Consider the following 19,851-nt stretch of genomic DNA (forward strand, 5'->3'; position numbering starts at 1 on the left):
AAAGAAGGAGAGTTGATAGATGAGTACGAAAAGCCGATACTTGATCAAATATCAGATAAACAAACAGCGCAGCAAATGCGGGATGTTCTGAGGCAAGTGTACACAAAAATAAAAAGTCTTGACAAATATCTTCGTTTTGTTTTTTGAAAGGTATAACCAAATACACAAAAGCAGGTGTCTTTTCTGTTTTGAACGATCTGTTGACTTTTTCTTCACGAAGACCTCAGTGAGATGTTTGGATACACGAAACAAGAAATTGAACGTCATTTTGTTGAATATATTGATATGGCATGTCAAAAACTTGAAATGAACAAAGAATATCTTCTTGAACAACTCGAAAAATATTATGGTGGTTTTTCTTTTGATGGAAAACATTTTGTATTTAATCCATTTGCTACATTATTGTTTTTCTACAACAGAAAATTTCTTGCGTATTGGCATGATACTGCACAACCGAAGTTTTTGTACGACTATTTGCTCAACAGCAAGGTTAATCTTGAAGACATACTCAAAAAAGATCTGCTTATTTCATACAATGAATTGACAAGCAAAGAGATAGAAGAAAGTGTGACGAAGTGTTTCCTTGTCCAAGCGGGATATTTGACGTTTGCAAAGATGGAAAGTGTGATAAGTAAGTAAAATTATTGGTACGCGAATATAGAAAGGCGACAATTGATCATCCATTGTGACAGATGAAAGGTACCGTTGAACAAGTCTATACGTCGAAAAAATTTAAAAAAATGTTCTCTTATTCTTTTTCTTTGAATCCCAGAGCTTGAAGTGCTCTTTTCATATATTTGTTTTTCATGACAATGTCCCAGATCAAACCTGTTTTGTAATTTTCTATCATAAGTAATGTTATGCCTTTATCTATTCCAATATATATCTCAGAAAACCAATTTTTGTCTAAGTTATATGCATCTTTAAATCCATACTTACCCCAAAGTTCTGGTACTTTCTCGTAGTAGTATTTTACAGTTTCTTCAACGACTTCAGGTACAAATACGATAGAACCAATCGCACCACAAGGTGGTATAGTTCCATCAACATAATGCTGTGTGTTGTTGTTCCAAGACGGTGGTGCACCAAAGTCACCCCTGTAACCATCCGGAGAATCGCATGCTGTAAGGCCCCAAGAACATTCATGGAGAGTTTCAAATTGGCTGTGCATATCTTTGCAATACTCCCAGTTTGAAAGCGAAGCCTTAGTTGAGTTTTCGAACCAATTTATATTGTTTTTGTCTACAATGTTTCTGAAATCTATCCATGCATGTGAAAACTGGTAAGTAAAAAGTGAGCCAGTGTAAGTATAGATAAGTTCGTAATCTTTGTATCTTCCTACGTCACGTTGAAAGGAATCATAGACCGATGGATTCACAGGGTACGTTGGAGAAGCAACTGAGAGAAAATACATAATCAATTGTTCTGCATATCTGTCCCAGTTGCCCCAAAACCCTCTTTCGTAATCATAGCCCATGTAAAATTGGTTTTTAGAATTGTCAAGGTACCATTGAAAATTGACTTTTGAATATATTTCTTCAAAGAGTTGATACACTTCTCCACCAAAGTACTCGCCAACTGTTAGGGCGCCCATCAGGAAAAGTGCTGTATCTATGACCGATATTTCAGAGTGCCAAGCACGTTTTCCGTTACCCATATATACAAAATGTACAAAAAAACCTTCCTTTTGCTCAACATTATTGAGAAATGTCTCAAGAGTTTTCAGCGCTCGTTCTCTTCCTTCATTTTTGGTTATCCATCCGTTTTCAATTCCAACGGGTATACTACTTAAACCAAAACCTACAGATGCTATACTTGCTATATCTTTGTGTTTTGTGTTATCTATTATTAATCCATAGCCCTTTTCTGTTTGAGAAGTTTCGTTCCAGAAGAATTCAAATGATAACTTTTCTTCCAACTCTATTATCTCCGAGGCTTTCAATTTAATCATCCTTTCATACTATTTTTTATATACGAATCCCAAATGCTTCAAACCATTCTGTATGTAATCAATACTCATGAATATTCTCCATACTATTTCGTTTTTGTAATTCGCTAACATCAGCAGACTTATACCTTTGTCTATTCCTATGTAGTCACTTGCAAACCAACTTATGTCAAGATTAAATGAGTCCTTTAATCCGTACTTATCAACTAACGCAGGCAACTTGTAGTAGTTCTCAATAGCCCATGTTGATTCTTTGGGGGTAAACACGATGGAACCTATGGCACCTGATGGCGCAAGTGTACCGTCTATTTGGTGAGCGGAATTGTTGTTTCCAGATGGAGGTGTACCAAGTAGCCCATTGTAGCCTTTTGGTGTGTCACAAGCTGTAACTCCCCAGCCAATTGTAAAACTTTTATATTTTCCCTTATTATCTTGACAATAATAGTAATTTGCTAAACTTGCAAGTACAGAGTTTTGATACCAGTTTGTTCCAAGTTTATCGTACCAATGCCTGAAATCTATCCAGGCGTGAGAATATTGGTAAGTAAAAAGGGAACCAAACCAGGAGTGTATGAACTTTTCGGTTTTATAGCTTCCATAGTTTCTTGTGAAAGAGTAATACACTGTCGAGTCAATTCTGTATTTTTTGTTTGGTGTACCAGCTGCTAGAATATACAACATAAGTTGTTCGGCATAAAAATCCCAGTATCCTTGGAAGCCCTTTTCAGGATAGTAAGCCATGTAAAATTGGTTCCTTGCTTGGTTGATCATTTTGTTCCAATCTACTCGTTCATACAGTTTTTTCGCCAATTCCCAGGCTTGTCCTCCGAAGTATTTTCCGGCGGTGAGTACACCACACATGAGGATTGTTGTATCTATTGTTGATACTTCACTATTCCATATTCTCTTGCCGGTGTTTATATCCAAAAAATGGTAGAAAAAACCATGGAAATGATCAATATTCAACAATGTTTTTAGTGTGTTTATCACTCGTTTCTCACCTTGCTCTTTCGTGATCCATCCTTCCTCTACTCCGATTACGATAGCAGTCAATCCAAAACCTGTTGCCGCTATACTTGCAATTGTGGGATTCCCAGGGTACCTATCTCTCACTAACCCGTAACCAGGGCTTTTTTCGTCAGTGTTGGTTTGATCCCAAAAGTACATGAATGATCTTGTGTATTCTTTTTGAAGGACTTCGTTAAGTTTGTTGATGCCAAACGAGAGTATTACAATAACTAACATTAATAAGCTTAGCGTCCTTTTCATGATTTTTCTCCTTTCTATTCTCCAGTTATTCCTGTTCTGTCTATACTTTCAATAAACCAGTCTTGAGCAAAGAAATATATTATTAGCAAAGGAAGTATCGACAGCAAAGTACCTGCCATTACAATAGCTTCGTTGAGACTTCTACCTGATTGCATTCCAGGCAACGATTGATAGATCCTTTGGAATGTATCTTCAAAACGTTGCAGTTGTAGTGGGAGAGTAGTCCATTTTTCACCAAGATAAAGCGCTGTAATAACTGTGTCATTCCAGTACCATACGAGTGAAAATAAGAAAGATATTAAGTAAGCAGGTCCAGCTGAAGGAGCAGCGATTTTGTAAAATACTTTAAACGTTGATGCACCGTCTATTTTTGCAGCTTCTTCAAGAGACTTTGGAAACATGTTGAAAAATTGATAAAATATTATGATAAAGATAGCACTTCTAATTCCCTGTACGAAAGTTGCTGGTAATACAAGCGACCACAAACTCCCGAGTAATCCCATATCTTTAAATGTTAAAAATTGAGGAATCATGGTCACTTGCGATGGTATTATGAACGTTGCTATTGCAATGGAAAATAGAAATTTCTTCCCTGGAAACCTAAATCTTGAAAACCCATAACCTACTACGGAAGCTGACAAAGTTTGGAACAGTGCAGGAATAGTTGTAATAACAATTGTTTGAGTTAATGTCTTTGCATAATCTAAAACTTTAACAGCATCTTTATAGTTTCCCGCGTACAATTTCGTTGGAACCCATTTTACAAGTGGGTTCACAAGATCAGAAGTGTCCATAAAGCTGTATGAAATCATGAAGATTATCGGATAAATGAATACAAATCCTACAAGCAAAAGTAAAAAATATACACTGGCTACTTCAATTGAATCTTTGGTTTTCTTACGGATTTTATAAATGTCAAACTTTTTAAACATGGCATAGTCACCTACCTACTTTTTAATCACTCTCTTTCCGTAAATAACGCCTATAATCGCAAATACACCTATTACAAGTAACATAGCCAAGAAATATATCCAAGATAGAGCAGAAGCATATCCAAGGCCTCTTTCTGGTCTGTACATGTCTACAAGTATCTTTTGGATAATCGGATTGGTTGCAAAGGTAGACACAGTAACGATTGTGTACACAACGTTTACAAATGTGAGTGGTGTTAGTACAGGTAAAGTTATTTTCCATAATATCTGCCATTTTGAAGCTCCATCTATTTTTGCTGCTTCATACATGCTTTTGTCAATTTTCTGCAAACCTGCAAGGTAAATAAGGATTTGCACACCAGAGAACCAAAGTATCATTATGAAACCGGATACAAACATATCGATTGCTTTCGAAAGTAATGCGGGTAGATTTGCTTGGATGTCTTTTATTAGTTGAAAATTGTAAAGTCCTTCAAATGTCATTGCACCTTTGCTTAGCAACTTGTTGAAAACAGGTCCACTTGCAATCACAACTGGAAGAAAGTAAATTGTTCTAAACAATGCTCTACCTTTGATGTTTATATTCAACAGCAAAGCCATTATCATCGAAAATGAAATTATTATAGGAACATAAACTATTATTTGGATGAAGTAATCAACCAAGAGCTGTGGATACGTAACATCTGTCAAAAAGGCATCTTTATAGTTTTTCGTACCTACGAAAAACATTCTAACTCCTTCTGCTGTAACCTTTACTTCGTTTAGACTAAAAGTGAAAGTTTTAATTAACGGTATGAGTGTAAAAAGAAGAAATCCAATAATCCATGGTGAAATAAAAATAAGGCCATTTATAGCTTCTCTCGTACGAAGTTTTATTTTCATTACTGCTCACCTCTGATGATTTTCCAAGAGACACCAGAAATTTCATGATTCTTATACGTTATTGTAGACGAATTATAGTTAAATATAATTGATACATTGTTTTCGTAGTCCACAATGTAAACATTTTCGTATAATTTAGTGCGCTTTATTGGTCTATTTTTTCCCAAGATATTTTTAATGTTTTTATACTCAAGGTAGGACTTTTTGATTTCTTCTCGCCAGTCGTTGAATTTAGTTGATATAAGATGTTGAGAGTTTGTGTCGACAAGTTCTTTGGAACTTTCCCATGTTAAGTAGAAACTTGGCATAACACCGTATTCTATGCACTTCAGTAGTTGCAATCGATAATCAGCAGAAAGATTTATAGGCTTTGAAAACACAGTTCGAAAGTTGCTTAACACAAAAGGTACTATGGGAAAAACATCGTTTTCTATTTCATAACCTGAATTTTCAAGTGTCAGGTCTGCTATCATGTATGAATTCTTTAAGAGATACCAATTCGAACCGTAAATAATTGGTTTTTCAAACAGACCGATAAGCTTTTCAAATAGATTTTTGGTCTTGGACCTTTCCAGGTTCTTTGTTGAGTAGAGCATTTCTCCAATTGTTCCCAATGCAAGATTACTGATACCAAATCTTTTGAATTTTTGTTTTTCCTCTGTAGCTATCTTACTTACCAAGATAGGGTCAGTTAAGAAATTTTCTTCTCTTTCGATAAGCTGCTCGAGTTTGTTTTGTGCTACTATTAGTCTCCTTGCAAATTTTGAGATTTTTGGGAATTTTACGTAATCAACATATATATAGTCATCTGCAATTTTCTCAAGACTGTTTATTATTTTTTGTTCAAATGGTAAATGGTATGGTGAATTTCTCGAATATCCATCTTTGCTGTAACCTCTGAGTACATAAACAACATTGTCCAATGTGTGTGAGAGTTCGTTTTTTATTTTCTCAAGTTGTTCTTGTGTGGTCATCTTAACCAGAGTATAACCAAACGCTGTCTTTTTTGCTTCTGACATGAGGACGTCAATTTTAAATATCGGTTCGGTAGAATTTTTGCTCGATATTTGCTCAGCGTACTCAGAAATAAATTTGTTTGCCAATGTATATTCATTTGAATCAGATAAGAAGTAATATCTGATGTGTGGTTTGACTGGATTCATATTCTCTTGTGGTATGGTTATTCCTTGTCCCTGCTTGTTTAATAGCTTTTTATGTATATCTCGAAATACAAACCGCCCCGATAGCCAGTTATAAGGCGTTATTATACCACTTTTGTATGCATTTATCTCTACGTATTCCTCAGAGTTCTTGAATATAGCTAAAAGACCATTTTGATTATATAAAATTCCATACATCGGTAAGACATAGGATGAAGGTTCTTTGATATTTCTAAAATATGTTTGGGGTATAACTTCTCTAAACCCAATGTCTTCACCATAGATCCTCATTTTGAATGGTGCAGTTGCCGTGCTTACCTTTGAGAGTTCGACAATTGCACCTACTCCGTCTGCAAGTATAAAACGCCCATCTGCCAAACCTTTTGAACCACCTAAGTATGGATATATGAATAATCCCATAACTTTGTATGTACTTTCTTTTATATCTTTTACCACCACATCAGCTGAATCATTATTAAAAGACAAAATAAGTCTAAGAAAGATGTCCACGTTTCTAAACTTAACAGCAAATGTGAGAGAATTTTTCTCTTCTTTTTCCAATTTGATATCCGCATCTTTTGATGAATAAAGACGTTTAACGCCGCCGACTTCGTCGTAAAATTCAACAACTAAAGCGGAGTTAAAAAACATTCTCCACGTAGTGTTTATTTCACTGTCTTCATTTTCTAACGCTGATTTCCATACGAATCCACTCTTCTTATCTTCAACTGTGAAATTCATCGTCTTGGTGTCAACATTTGTTCTTATTGCTTGGGTTTCAAATGTTTTACCGTACTTAGGAGTTACAAACTGATATGGTGAGTCGTCAAGTTTCTTATAAACCATTGATGTGCTCTGTTCTGGTACATTTTTTATCCAGATAGTGAATGTAATTATTATGGAAAGGATAAATAGGAACTTTATTATTAAAAAATACAGTCTTGTCAAATATCTATTTTGTCCTTGCACGGAATATCAACTCCTCAAACAAAGAGGTGAGAAATGAAACTTCTTCTCTAACAAGGATGAAGATTATAACTATAAGTATAGAAATAAGTATCATCGTAAAGAACGTTAAGATGAGGTTTTTAACAGTTTCAGAAAACGAGAAATTATGTATTTGGGCAATTATAATGACAAGCCAGATTATTGACCAAGCCCATATAATCTGCATTCCAAAATTATATATGAACGACTCATTCAATGTTAGAAAATTTGTTATTAGCGCAAGTGGTACAGAAAACAATATATATGGCAAAAAAGCCTCTATTGTCCCAATAAATATATCCTTGAATCGTCCTTCTCCTTCAGAAATTTCACTGACAAGATAATTGGACAAAACGAACAAGAAAAGAAATTTGTACGTGTCAAAAAATAAGCTAATGAAATTTATTTTCCTTGCTTCGAAACCAACAAATAAAGGAGAACCAACAAGTTTAATGATTATATTTTCGATGTAAAGTAAAGCATAAAATATCATTGCCGTTAATGGAGAGATCCTATTTTTTCTTTTCATCTCGTAGACTGCATCAAATGGGTTTTTTAAAAATAAAAGTGAATATTTTATCTGTAGTTGCCATTCATGTTGCTTCTTCTTTTTTGCACTTGGTTTATTCAAAATAATTCCTTGGCGCTTAAGCAATGTTCTTACTATATCAAATATTGCTAAAAGTACTACAATAAGAAAAATAAGTCCGACAAATTTTTGCAACCACACGTTTCTGAGGTACCAGAAAGCTTCTGAGTAACCCTTTTCATCCTGTGCAATTTTGAAATAATTAAAGGCTTTTGCGTAATTTCCTTTCTTAAATTCTATGTTACCAAGCACTTTATATGTTAAAATAAAAGCGGAATTAAACTTGAGTATCTCATTCCATACATTTTCTCCTTCAAGGTAGAGTCCCTGATTGTAAAACTGTACACCTTTTAGAACAAGCTTGCCAAAATTTGTTTTTCTTAGTACGGTTATTGAAGAATCTTCTTTGTCGAGTATAAATATCTCACCTTCGTCGGAGACAGAGATTGCAACCGGGGTTCTGAACAGACCAAGTCTATTTTCGTAAAAACTTTGCCCGCCAAAAATGAAGATAAGATTTCCAAGGTTATCGTAAATGTATATCAATCCATTAGATGTTAATGCATAAACGTTGCCATATTTATCAACATCCAGATCTACAAAATTGTCAGAAGAAAAATCAAGTGTTGGGTATATGTTTACTCCAGCAACATTGAATCTTTTTATAGCGTCTTCTTTGAGTCCTTGAGTTACAGTCCAGACTGAACCAAAATCATCTATTGCCAAACTTGTTGGAGATGGTGGACGTATCTTAAGTAATTGCGCTTTTTGACTTTCTGTGAATAAAATTCTTTGTAAAATCATTCGAAACGTAACTTTTGGCTCGTTTGCTCCGTAGAAGCTTAGGAATTGACCGTATCTATTAAATACTGCAAGTCCGTTGGTGACTCCTTGGCATACAACGTATACGTTTCCTCTTCTATCCGCTGCTAATTTAAGTGGTACAAAGTCATTTGTTTGACCATAAATGGGCGAAGTCGGTTTTGAAATGCTCAGCAGCAATTTTCCATCATTTGAGAACTTCAAAACCTGTTGAGACCACGAGTCGGCTACATACACATTCTCCTCGGAATCGACAAATATTCCTGATATGCCGATCAGCTGCCCTTCGCCAATTTTGTTAGTGATTTGATATTCCATTGTTGAAATATTTTCTTGAGTAACATAAACAATTGCATTATCTCCATCAGCGAGATAGAGTTTTCCATTTTTCCAGAATAAGTCAGCTAATGTTCCTACATTGAAATGGAGTTTCTTAACAGGTTCATATGCGTCTTGTATTCTTACAAGTTGTTTTCCAACACCTACTGTGTAAGTGTAATAAGGCGAATATGATATTGATAAGGTTGATAAGAAAATCAGAAATAAGAAAATCCACACCTTGTTCATAAAAGCACTCCTTGACAAATTAAGACTATTACTTTATCCCAGAATGTGCCATCGTGTTCATTACCTTGCTTTGTGTGAATATGAATATGACTAAATTAGGTAAAAACATAATAGAAGCAGCAGCTGCTGCAATGCCTACACCAGCTATTGTTCCGGATGCCCCACTAAGTGTTGACATATAATAAGCAAAGTTTTTCAAACTTTCTTCGTTCATATATATCATTGATGATTCTGTACTGTTCCAAGCTGTCTGAAATGCAAGAATCGCCACTGTTGCTACGGCTGGTCTTGTAAGAGGTAATATAATCTTCCAGTATATGAACCAGTCACTCGCACCATCTATTTTAGCTGCTTCAATTAATGAATCTGGAATTTGATCGATGAATTGCTTCACCAGAAATAATCCAACAGGCATTGCAAGTGTTGGAAGAATGTGAGCGAGAAAATTGTCAATGAATCCAAGTTTGGCAATTATTATATACCTCGGTATAGTAACCGACACCGGTACAAACATCAACGCAAGAGTGTTTATTTCAAATATAACTTTCTTCAGTTTAAAATTCTTTTTTGAAAGTACGTAACCAGCAGCTGTGCTTATGAATATAGACAATAAAACTACGGCCAAGGATATTAGAAAACTGTTAAATAAGTACCTACTGACTGGTATTCCAGAGAGTGTCATAGCGTTGAAGAGCATTTTGAAGTTTTGAAGTGTCGGACTTCTGACAAATATTCTCGGTGGAAATGCAAAAAGTTCATTATATGGTTTAAAAGCATTTGAAAAGATAAATACTAATGGCAATGCCATAAAAAGAGCCAGTGGAACAAGGAAAAAGTAAAATTTTAACTGGCTTTTATGAAAACGTTGAGGATTTATCTTTGTACCTTGGAATGCCATACTATAACACCTCGCAACTATTTTTTCATCAATCGCGTTCTAAGAAAAGTGCCCAAACGAACTTGGAAGAAATCCAGATCATAACTAACAAAACAACTGAGATCGCGGCTGCATAGCCCATTTCGTACCTCATGAATCCAAAATCTTCAATGTGGTTTACTATCAGTTGTCCAGCATACTGTGGAGTTGGATTTGAACCAGAAAGCATAACACCTATGTAACCAGCTTGGAATGTTGAAACTACAGACATAACAGCTCCGAATAGCATTTGTGGTTTCATCAAAGGAATCGTAATATAGAATATTTCTTGCCACCTCTTCGAAATCCCGTCTATGTAGCCAGCCTCATAGATCTCTGGATCAGTGTTCAACACCCCCGCAAGCATTGCAAGAAATCCAACTCCCATGCTGCTCCATATTGTGACTATAACCATCGTTGGAAAGAGAAATTTTGGAGATTGCAACCATTGAATTGGTTGATCTATGATTCCCAAATTCAGGAGTAAACTGTTTAAATATCCAGACTTGTCGCCACTAAAAATTGTGAGCCATATAACTTGCATAGCGACACCTACGGTCATAGACGGTGAATAGATTATAAGGGCTAAAATGGTTCTTGGAATTCTCGGAATTTGCGCAAGCATCCAGGCAAGTATAAATGCTAAAAAATAACCGATGGGTCCAACTATGATTGCAAACTTTATTGTGTTTGGTAACACATGCTGCATGAATACGTTATCGGTTGTGAATAGTGTTATATAATTTTTCAAACCTATGAATTTTGGAAATTGGATAGTGTTAAAATTAGTGAATGACAAGAGTATTGCTAACACAATTGGAACTACTATGAATGTAGAAAACAAAACAACGTAAGGTGAAAGAAATGTTATTATCCATTTTCTGTCATATTTTTTCACATGTAAACACCTTCCGCTTATTTCTTTTTGTAAAATTCTAAAATGTCGTCAACAGTGTATATTTTAAACGGCTTGAATGGCTTACCATCTTTGTAATATCCAAACTCTTCCAATTTTCGTGCAAATTCTTTGTTCACTATATTAACAGCGTCATCGACAGCGACTCTTAACACTTTACCTTCAAGAACAACCTTGTTCCATACGTTGCTAATTTCTCTCTCAAGAACATAGCTTGCGGGCATTTTTGGTATTTCTTGAAGCCATTGAAACTGTTCTTTCAGTATTAGAAGATCCTCACGTTTGAGAGGAACATTATCTATAGCATAACGATTTGATGGTAGAAAAAGATACTCTATACCATATGTACTAACTACTTGATTTACAAAATTTTCTTGTGTTTCTTTTGAGAGCCACCACTTAACAAATTCCCAAGCTTCAACTGGATACTTTGTGTCATTGAAAATAACAACAGCCTGTGCAGAACCTGTCTGCCATCTTTCGATGACATTTCCATACTTTACACCGGGGGATGGTCTAATACCCCATCTGCCTGAAAGTTCGGGAGCCGCAATTACCAGCTGAATATAGTTTGTCAAATTTCCAATACCAATAGGAATTTCGCCTTTTCTGAAGCTTTCGAAGAAATTTGCTACTTGTACAGGCATTCCATACATAGTAAAGAGTTCTGTCATTTCCTTCAAAGCTTTCAATGTTTCAGGAGAATCAATTGCGGTTTTGAGTCCATCTTTTGTAAATAGTTTACCATGGTATTGCATGATAAATGGTGCAGTTGTCATCCAGGCTTTGAAAGAAGTAGAACCACCAAGTGGTATGTAAAAATTCATACCGTTTCTTTGAAGTTCTGGAAGAATTAATTTAACATCTTCCCAGGTTTTTGGAATTGGTATATTAAGATATTGCATTATATCTTTCCTGTAGAAAAGTACATAAAAGTCCAGTGTTTCAGGTAAACCATAACAGTGTTCTTCGTAAAAATATGGTATCAATGAGCCAGGATAGAAATTGTTTATAAATTTCCCAAAATCTGGGAAGCGCGTTAAATCAAGAGCTGCACCACGAATTCCCATTTCGAATGGTATCCAATTACTTATACCAAGTGCAATGTCAGGTGATTTTTTAGCCGCGTTTGCGAGTATTAGCTTTTGTTCATCACGCATTATCGATAGTTTTACGTAAATTTTCGTTCTTGGAGTAAAGTCTTTGTCTATCAATTGCTGGAGTATATCCACATATGGTCTTGGCCTGTTTACCCAGATATTCAGTAGTCGCAAATTTGATTCATTTTTCATTTTATTTTGCAAATCCATTGCTCTGAATGAGTTGAAAAATCGCTTTGTCCCCTCTATGAACGTGCTAACAAAAGAAGGTCTAACGATCTTTTCCAAACTTTTTCCTTGGTAAATGTATATTTCGTCTAATATTAGTGGCATCTGTCTTAGACTGTTGTAAACGTTACTTATCTCAGAAATAACAGAACCTGTGCTTCCTATAAGTGTATCGAGCTTGTTTGGTATAAGATTTGGATTCTTTGCCAAACGTTCAAGTATAATCTGAGCAACTTGGAGAGACGTATAATCCGATGTAATAACACCATTTACGGCTTTGATAAATTTCTTGTAGTTTTTTATTTTATTTATGAGCTTTTGCAATTCTTTGTCTATATCTGTAAAGTAATCTCGTATTTCCCACTCGACAATCTTGTTAGCCTTACCTGCTGTTATGTATTTTATCTTTAACGCTATTTCATTTATGTAATCAATTATTTCTTTCAAACCAACTAAGAGATCTTGATAAATCGATGTATTTACTTCTATTTCTATGTAATGCTCTCCTTTGGAAAAATAGAAATTCATATCAGATTTGTCCTTAACAGATTTTAAGTTCTGTATTTTCCAATACGGTGTATACTCAAATCTAACGTTATTTAAATCTTCAAATGGTACAACGCCATCGAGCTTAATTTTCCTGAATACAACAACATATGGCTTGAAGTCTTGTTTATATTTGAATGCGATTTTATAAAATCCATCTTTTTCTATTTTAAATTTATACACAACACTTTGTCCTGGATAAGCCCAGTTGCTTCCTCCAAAGCAATTTAACAACAACTTATAGGTATCGTAAGGTTTAACAGAAATGTCTCTTACACTTGCAGCATTTACTGATGTGTCACTTTTTGCATAAGGTTTTTCTGCGTTTACGACAATAAACGCTTCGTTAACTTGTGTATTAGTGGATTTTAAATAGGTTGTTGCTCTTTTAGGTCTAGTAAATGATATACGTACCAGTTTTATTCTTCCAGATTTCAAAGTTATTTTTACATTGTTTAATCCTTTGGACAACTTGAACCACAGTGGGTATTTGTATATTTTCGTAGAGTCTTCAAGTGTGTATGATATGACATTTCTCAGAACATTTTGACTTGGTACAACTTCGTCACCGTATCTGTTTTTGGGATATTCAAAAGTATCATACTGCCAGTACTGAATTAGCGGTATGGACTCAGCTTCTAAGAATGGAAGTTTGTTGTTTATTTCAACAGAAACTTCTGGAGGGAACACTTCACTTGACAAAACAATGTATTGAAGATTCAAGTTCCAGTATCCATTTTTTGGTGAAAAAACAGAAAATTCTAAAGAACTTCCAGGAATAAGTTCAACAGAATACTGGGGAGAGGTCCAAAGAGTCTCCCCAGTTAACGGAAGAGGTTGGATGTGTTTCAAATACGTTGAATACTCATAAGGTTGTGTGGCATACAAATATGCAAAAAATTTAATAATGAAAAAGGTAAACAATAATAGTATCTTTCTTGGCAAAACATATCCTCCCTAAATAAATGGGTAAATAATTCATTTTGTCATTATAGAGATTTTCTTTATGGCGTTTTGATATTGATCATTTGCTATTTTGTTGAGTTGCTTGACATAGTCTGCAATATTTACTGGTCCTCTCATGGCATTCCAAATGACATCTCCAATATTAGCATTTGGATTATCCCCAACTTTTATACCAGTAGGAGCTGTCCACCTTGATTGAATATAACCTGGCACGATCTTTACTCCTTCAATGATACCGGAACTAATTTTCGCGTATGCTTCATCAATACCTGGATATAGTCTTTTAACGGCAAAATACCTATCGAGAACAGCCTTTTCTGTTGTTAATGGCATAGACGACCATTGATTTTTCTTATCGAGTTCCAATCTTTTCAGTATGCCATCCTTTCCGAATGTTACAAATTTTGCGAATGTAAATGCTTCCTTTGGATATTTTGTAGTCTTTGCAATAATGAAAAAGTCACCTACAACAGGTGTTCTACCACCTGGTACTCCAATGAATCTACTCTTGAATGGGAGCGTTGAAAAGAAAGGTGTATCCCATGTACCAGACCACCTTATTGCTATTTTTCCCTGATTCCAAACATCTCCGTACCATCCAGCATTGTATTGTTTTTTCTGTTCTTCTGGCAAGGCATCGTAAACGTATTTACCCTGCCAAAGCTGTTTGGCTATATTCACAGCTTCTGTAAACGATGGATCATCAAGGTTATATTGCTTACCATCCCATGTATACCACCCAAGTCTAAGATTTTTCATTGCCGGGTACCATTCTGGGATTTGTACTTCTTCTGCAAGTCCGATTATTCCATCTTTAGGTATTGTAAGCTTTTTAACCGCAGAAAGAAATTCAGGCCAGGAAGGTGCAAATTTGAGAGGTTTAACGTTGTATTTTTCGAATAGATCGTCGTTTACAAAGTATCCCATGAAATACAATCCAGCGGGGATTGCATAAATTTTGTTATTGTAAACCGTTGCGTTTCTTATAGGAGCGGGGATATTTTTCCATTCGGGATCTGCCATTGCCATCCTTGTAAGATCAAGAGCCCAGTCGTTTGTTAATGCCATTGGAATGTTAGGAATCATAATAACATCCGGCAACTTTCCAGCAGCTGCTTGAGCAATTAACCAATCTTCATAGTTACCTTCGGCTGTGATGATCTTAACTTCAATATCTGGATAAAGCTTCATGAATTCCTCCACCATAGCTTTTTCGATATCTAACCCAAGGTTCCAGTTAACATATGTTATGGTAACCTTTGCAAGACCAAAAATACTGAAGACCACTAACAAAACTAACAAAAATAACCTTTTCATACCTTTTCCCTCCCTTTGTAATAGTGTGGGTGATTTTTTGGCAAACGAAAAAAGATTGACCTAAACTGTAATTAAGTTCTACTTATTTGTACGACCGAGTATAACTTCAACTTTGTGTGTATTACCATCTTTCAAAATAGGTATCCTATCAACTTCCTTTCCATCAAATATAAGCGCTTTCACACCATAACTTACATTTTCAGGATTTTTCACTTCAAATAAATATGTTGTGTTATCAAATACTCTTTTGTACTTAAAACCATTCCAATGAGCTGGAATTACGGGATCAATATCTATGTATCCGTAGTTTGGTCTTATCCCAAGTATCCAGTGTGTTGCAATTCTCTGAAGCCACTGCGCGGAGCCTGTGTACCAGGTCCAACCACCACGACCGTAATGTGGTGAAGTTGGACCGTCGGAGTTGCCGCATGTTACATAAGGCTCTGCCCAATATTTGTCAATGTCGTAGCTTCTATAAGGTGGACATATACCTTTATAGGCTTTATACATTGCGTCAACATCCTTCATTAAAGCAAATGCCCAAACAGCCCACGTTGCTGCATGAGTGTAAACACCTCCGTTTTCTCTTAAACCAGGAGCGTAACGAGTTATGTAACCTATGTCCTTTTGTGGTTTAGTGTAAGCTGGATACAGTAACAAAGCACCATAATCTTTAAGTAAATATTTCTTGACTGATTCCATTGCTTTATGTTTTCTTTGTTCATCTGTAATGTTACTTATAACAGCCCAAACCTGAGCATTTAAGAATATTTGCCCTTCTTCATTCTTCTTTGAACCAAGTTCTTCTCCGTTGTCTTTCGTAGCTCTTATAAACCAATCTCCATCCCATGCGTATTTGTTAACAGATTCTTTCAAGGTTTCTATTACATCTTTGCATTTCTTTGCGAATCTAAGATCACCTTTTTGTTCGATTATTGGGATGAAATCGTTAAGCAATTTGTATATAAAGTGAGCAAGCCATATGCTTTCACCTTTCCAATCCGTACCAACAGCATTTAGACCATCATTCCAATCATGTTCACCTATCAATGGTAAACCTCTTGGCGAAAACCTCTTGAATGACTTCTCGATTGCACGTTTACAATGCTCATACAAAGTTGCCTCTGTACCATCTAAGAATGGTACAACTTCATCAAGAATTGAATAGTCCAAAGTTTCTTTGATGTACTCTTGCGTTATAAAGGGTAACCACAACAAATCATCTGAACAATGAGTCCTTGGACCACCACCGCGAATGGTAAACCACCAATGTAACACATCACCTTCTTGAAATTGATGTGCAGCATGCAAAAGTATTTGTTTTTTCGCGAGCTCAGGTTTAAGTGCAAAAAAAATCTGGGCATCTTGGAGTTGATCTCTGAATCCATAACCAGCTGAGACTTGGTAGTAGCCTGATTTTGCCCATATTCTTCCTGATATTGCTTGATACTTCAACCAATAGTTCGTCATGATGTTCAAGCCTTCGTCTGGTGTTTCAACTAATTCTTTTTCAAGCATATCCATCCAAAATACTTTGACATTTTCCAATTCGTCCCTTGCAGTGTTGACATCTGTATATTTTTTAGAAAGCTCAAACGGATCTTCTTCACCTATCTTTGCAGCTCCTATTGTAAAAACAATATCTTTGCTTTCACCAGGTGCGAGTTCAATTTCAACTTGCAAAGAGGCACAAGCATCACCGAATCTATCACATTTTGTTTCCAATATCTTACTTTTCATCGCTCTTGGGCGTTCCTCACTGCCATACATCCCAATGAAACTCTCCTTATCACATGTATAGGATTTTACTGGAACATTAACACTGTGAAAAGCTACGTGATCCCAATCTGTATTATTCCACCTTCCCTTTTCATCAGGAAACTGACCAAGATATTTTCTCACGAATATCGTATTATTTTCGAAGGAAGGAACTATAAACAGTTTATGAAATTCTCTGTGTTCGTCTGGAAAATTTCCAAGTACCCATTCAAAATAAGACGTGACATCAAGTTTTCTTACCTTATTATCCTCGTTCCTCAATGTCAACCAGGCAAATTCTACTGGCGCATTTATGGACACAAACACCTTTAGCTCGGAGTATACATCATGTACTTTGTGCTTATATATGGTGTAACCTATACCATGTACAACTTCATAAAGTTGGTAATCTGCTTTAACTGGTTTCCATGAAGCTGACCAAAATTTACCACTTTCAATATCTCTGATATAGTAATACTTTCCCCAATTATCTTTGATTAGATCTTGATACAATCTGGTAATCCTGTTTTGGCCCGCGTTGCCACGCCATGAATAACCGCTTCCTGTGTGTGATGCTATTATTGAATAGTCACCATTACTGATCACATTAACCCATGGACGAGGTGTGTATGGATTGGTTATCACATACTCTTTTCCGTCTTTAGTAAAATAGCCATACTTGCTTTCGAATAACTTATCCATGATGTATAGTCACTCCCCTTTTCTCAATTTTGCTTCGTTCAAATACAAAAATTTTACCACTTCTTGAGTGAATAACAGCTGTTGTAATATAAGAACCACCAATAATAATCTTAGCCTTTTTGTCGTAATCATCGTAATTGTTAACAAAAAAAATATCTTCCATATCCGATCTTCTCATATATCCGTCCAAAAATCCGTCTTCGGAGACTAATTCAAAAGATCTCTGTATGTTCATGATATTGCATATACTCTCTATAACCCTCAGTTTGTATTCTCTTTCGAGTTCTATACCACAGCCGAGCACTAATACAGCCCCATTTCTATAATCTTTTTTGAAAGCACATACATCTCCTTCTCTGCTGATGCCATACACCTTACATTCATTGTCTAATTTGTAAGTTTCTAAATTATACGCATTTACTTCTGTATCAAATATCTTTGCAAAGCCACCACCCTGGCTATTTACATTCGATATCCCGAGCATTTTAAGGATATTTGTACATTCATTACCAAATTCGTCAAAGAACGGAACCTCAGGGAAAAGAATCAATTTTCCACCACTTTCAACATATCTTACCAGTTTTTGCTGCACGACTCTTGGCATAAACTTCAATGAAAAAACCCACAGTGAATTGTACTTACATGGATCGATATTTTCACCGTTTTCAAGATCAATAAACTTGAAGTTGTAGTTTAGCAATTTAAGGCCACGAAGAATTCCATCAAAAACTGATATGTCTCTTTTGAAAGAAATTTCCGAAATGTTCATACCATGTTCCAAAAAATGCTCTGTTGAGTAATACGACGGTATAAAACCAAAAAAAGTGTCGAACACAGGTTTTGAGCGTAAAAGTTTTTCCTCAATATCCCTTATCTCAGCAATGAATTCCTTCAAAACAAAGTAACTCCTTCTCAGTTCTCCGTTTGATCCAATCGGTGCTTGCCAATCGTGGTAACTTCCCATCAAACCATAGTCGTCTGGATTGACACCACCAGCGAACATGTAGTAATTTATTCCGTTCATGCCTTGTCCAATACACAATCTCGATGTAAGTTCCAGTGTTGATGGTAAAAGTTTTGGTCGGTCGGTTTGAAACCCGCTTTGGAACTCAGCTGAAAAAAGTGGTTGATCAACATTCTGAATGGCATACATCAATGAATTAGCAATTGTGAGGTCAGAAAAATTTTCATGGACTATATTTCCTATGTAGTAATCACCAGAAAGGATAGAATTTTCTATATTTTTTGCTTTCATAAGTTGTGAAACACCTACTACATAGTTCTTACCCCTTTTTGCATACTCTACCGTGTCAAAACCATGGATATTGACTATTACTGGAACATCTATTCCAAACTTACGTATGTAACTTGAAAGTGTGTCTAAATATTTAGCATAGTAAAGTCTCAAGAATTTATGATACATAATTGTCATTCTCTGCGAAAATTTTTTTCCATAGGTCCAAGTTTTTAACTCCTCACACAGTTCTTTATCGTTATCTTTCAAAAATTCACTGAATCGATTTAACGTATCTTCGTTATAATCACCATGTCCAGTTATCCATTGCAACATTCCTACTTCATTATCTATCTGAATCAGAACAACGTTAAACTCCTTAGCTATACTAAAAACGTTGTCGTACCATCTTTCAACATACCTAAGAAAATCTGGGTGTAGATAAGAAAAAACTCTTGTTGGGTGTAATTTGCCATCCAAAGTTTTTGCAATGGCATGTGGAATCTTTTCGTAAATCCACGCTGGCAAACCCTCGTTTTTGAGCTCAGACATAATATACGGACCTGGTTTAAATATGATATTAAACCCTAACAATTCAGCGATTTTCATAAAACCTAATAAATTTCTTCTTTCATCAGTTTTACCATGAAAATCGAAAGTTCCATCTTCTATTTCATGCCAGAACCAGGGAACATAAAAACTAATTGTATCAATCCCTGCATTTTTAATTTTTTCTAGCCTATCTTCCCAGTCTTTTTGTGGTAATCTGAAATAATGTATCTCAGCAGAAAATATAAATTCTTTCTTTCCATCGATAATGAATACGCCATTGTTAAAAGTCACCTTTTTCAATTTCTTCACCTTCTTAAAATTCTTTCAGATGTAACAGTTAGGGTTTATTGAAATTTTCGGTGAAACGTTTCAATTCATTTCAGTATATTTCTCATAATATCACACGGCTTTACAAAAAACGAAATAGCAATTCTTTCTATTTTTGTCAATGCAAACCATT

At 35.5% G+C, this 19,851-nt stretch carries 12 protein-coding genes and 1 pseudogene; 1 reads left to right on the plus strand and 12 read right to left on the minus strand.

Annotated features, from left to right (window positions below; all coding sequences use genetic code 11):
- Positions 1-12: 12 nt before the first annotated feature.
- Positions 13-639: pseudogene (locus N2Z58_00080) on the plus strand (AAA family ATPase).
- A gap of 109 nt (positions 640-748) precedes the next feature.
- Here N2Z58_00080 and N2Z58_00085 read toward each other — a convergent pair.
- The 12 genes from N2Z58_00085 to N2Z58_00140 all read right to left on the minus strand — a co-directional run bounded on the left by N2Z58_00085 (position 749) and on the right by N2Z58_00140 (position 19,682).
- Complete coding sequence (locus tag N2Z58_00085) at positions 749-1,918, minus strand: hypothetical protein (GenBank protein MCX7653066.1); 1,170 nt, start codon at positions 1,916-1,918, stop codon at positions 749-751.
- 42 nt (positions 1,919-1,960) lie between these two features.
- Positions 1,961-3,217 carry a hypothetical protein gene (locus N2Z58_00090; protein MCX7653067.1) on the minus strand — a complete coding sequence of 419 codons (1,257 nt, stop codon included), beginning with the start codon at positions 3,215-3,217 and terminating at the stop codon, positions 1,961-1,963.
- A 14-nt stretch (positions 3,218-3,231) separates the two neighbouring features.
- Entirely contained in the window at positions 3,232-4,149 is a 918-nt protein-coding gene (locus N2Z58_00095; protein MCX7653068.1) for a carbohydrate ABC transporter permease, read from the minus strand.
- Between the two features lie 15 nt (positions 4,150-4,164).
- Entirely contained in the window at positions 4,165-5,031 is an 867-nt protein-coding gene (locus tag N2Z58_00100) for a sugar ABC transporter permease (GenBank protein MCX7653069.1), read from the minus strand.
- Positions 5,031-7,160: a DUF5696 domain-containing protein gene (locus N2Z58_00105; protein ID MCX7653070.1), complete on the minus strand. Its 2,130-nt coding sequence runs from the start codon at positions 7,158-7,160 to the stop codon at positions 5,031-5,033. Before N2Z58_00105 ends, N2Z58_00100 begins: the two co-directional genes overlap by 1 nt.
- Positions 7,144-9,156: an NHL repeat-containing protein gene (locus N2Z58_00110; GenBank protein MCX7653071.1), complete on the minus strand. Its 2,013-nt coding sequence runs from the start codon at positions 9,154-9,156 to the stop codon at positions 7,144-7,146. The genes N2Z58_00105 and N2Z58_00110 overlap by 17 nt, the downstream gene beginning before the upstream one ends.
- Before the next feature lie 28 nt (positions 9,157-9,184).
- Positions 9,185-10,054: a carbohydrate ABC transporter permease gene (locus N2Z58_00115; GenBank protein ID MCX7653072.1), complete on the minus strand. Its 870-nt coding sequence runs from the start codon at positions 10,052-10,054 to the stop codon at positions 9,185-9,187.
- Positions 10,055-10,082: 28 nt separating this feature from the next.
- A complete protein-coding gene (locus tag N2Z58_00120) occupies positions 10,083-10,970 on the minus strand; it encodes a sugar ABC transporter permease (protein MCX7653073.1) in 888 nt (295 codons plus the stop codon).
- A gap of 17 nt (positions 10,971-10,987) precedes the next feature.
- Entirely contained in the window at positions 10,988-13,807 is a 2,820-nt protein-coding gene (locus N2Z58_00125) for an extracellular solute-binding protein (GenBank protein ID MCX7653074.1), read from the minus strand.
- A 33-nt stretch (positions 13,808-13,840) separates the two neighbouring features.
- On the minus strand, positions 13,841-15,145 hold the full coding sequence (locus N2Z58_00130; protein ID MCX7653075.1) for an extracellular solute-binding protein: 1,305 nt from the start codon (positions 15,143-15,145) through the stop codon (positions 13,841-13,843).
- Positions 15,146-15,223: 78 nt separating this feature from the next.
- Positions 15,224-17,605 carry a glycosyl transferase family 36 gene (locus N2Z58_00135; GenBank protein MCX7653076.1) on the minus strand — a complete coding sequence of 794 codons (2,382 nt, stop codon included), beginning with the start codon at positions 17,603-17,605 and terminating at the stop codon, positions 15,224-15,226.
- Positions 17,598-19,682, minus strand: a complete 2,085-nt coding sequence (locus N2Z58_00140) for a beta-galactosidase (protein MCX7653077.1) — start codon at positions 19,680-19,682, stop codon at positions 17,598-17,600. The genes N2Z58_00135 and N2Z58_00140 overlap by 8 nt, the downstream gene beginning before the upstream one ends.
- Between the last annotated feature and the right edge of the window lie 169 nt (positions 19,683-19,851).

The organism is Fervidobacterium sp. (genome assembly GCA_026419195.1).
Taxonomy (GTDB): Bacteria; Thermotogota; Thermotogae; order Thermotogales; family Fervidobacteriaceae; genus Fervidobacterium.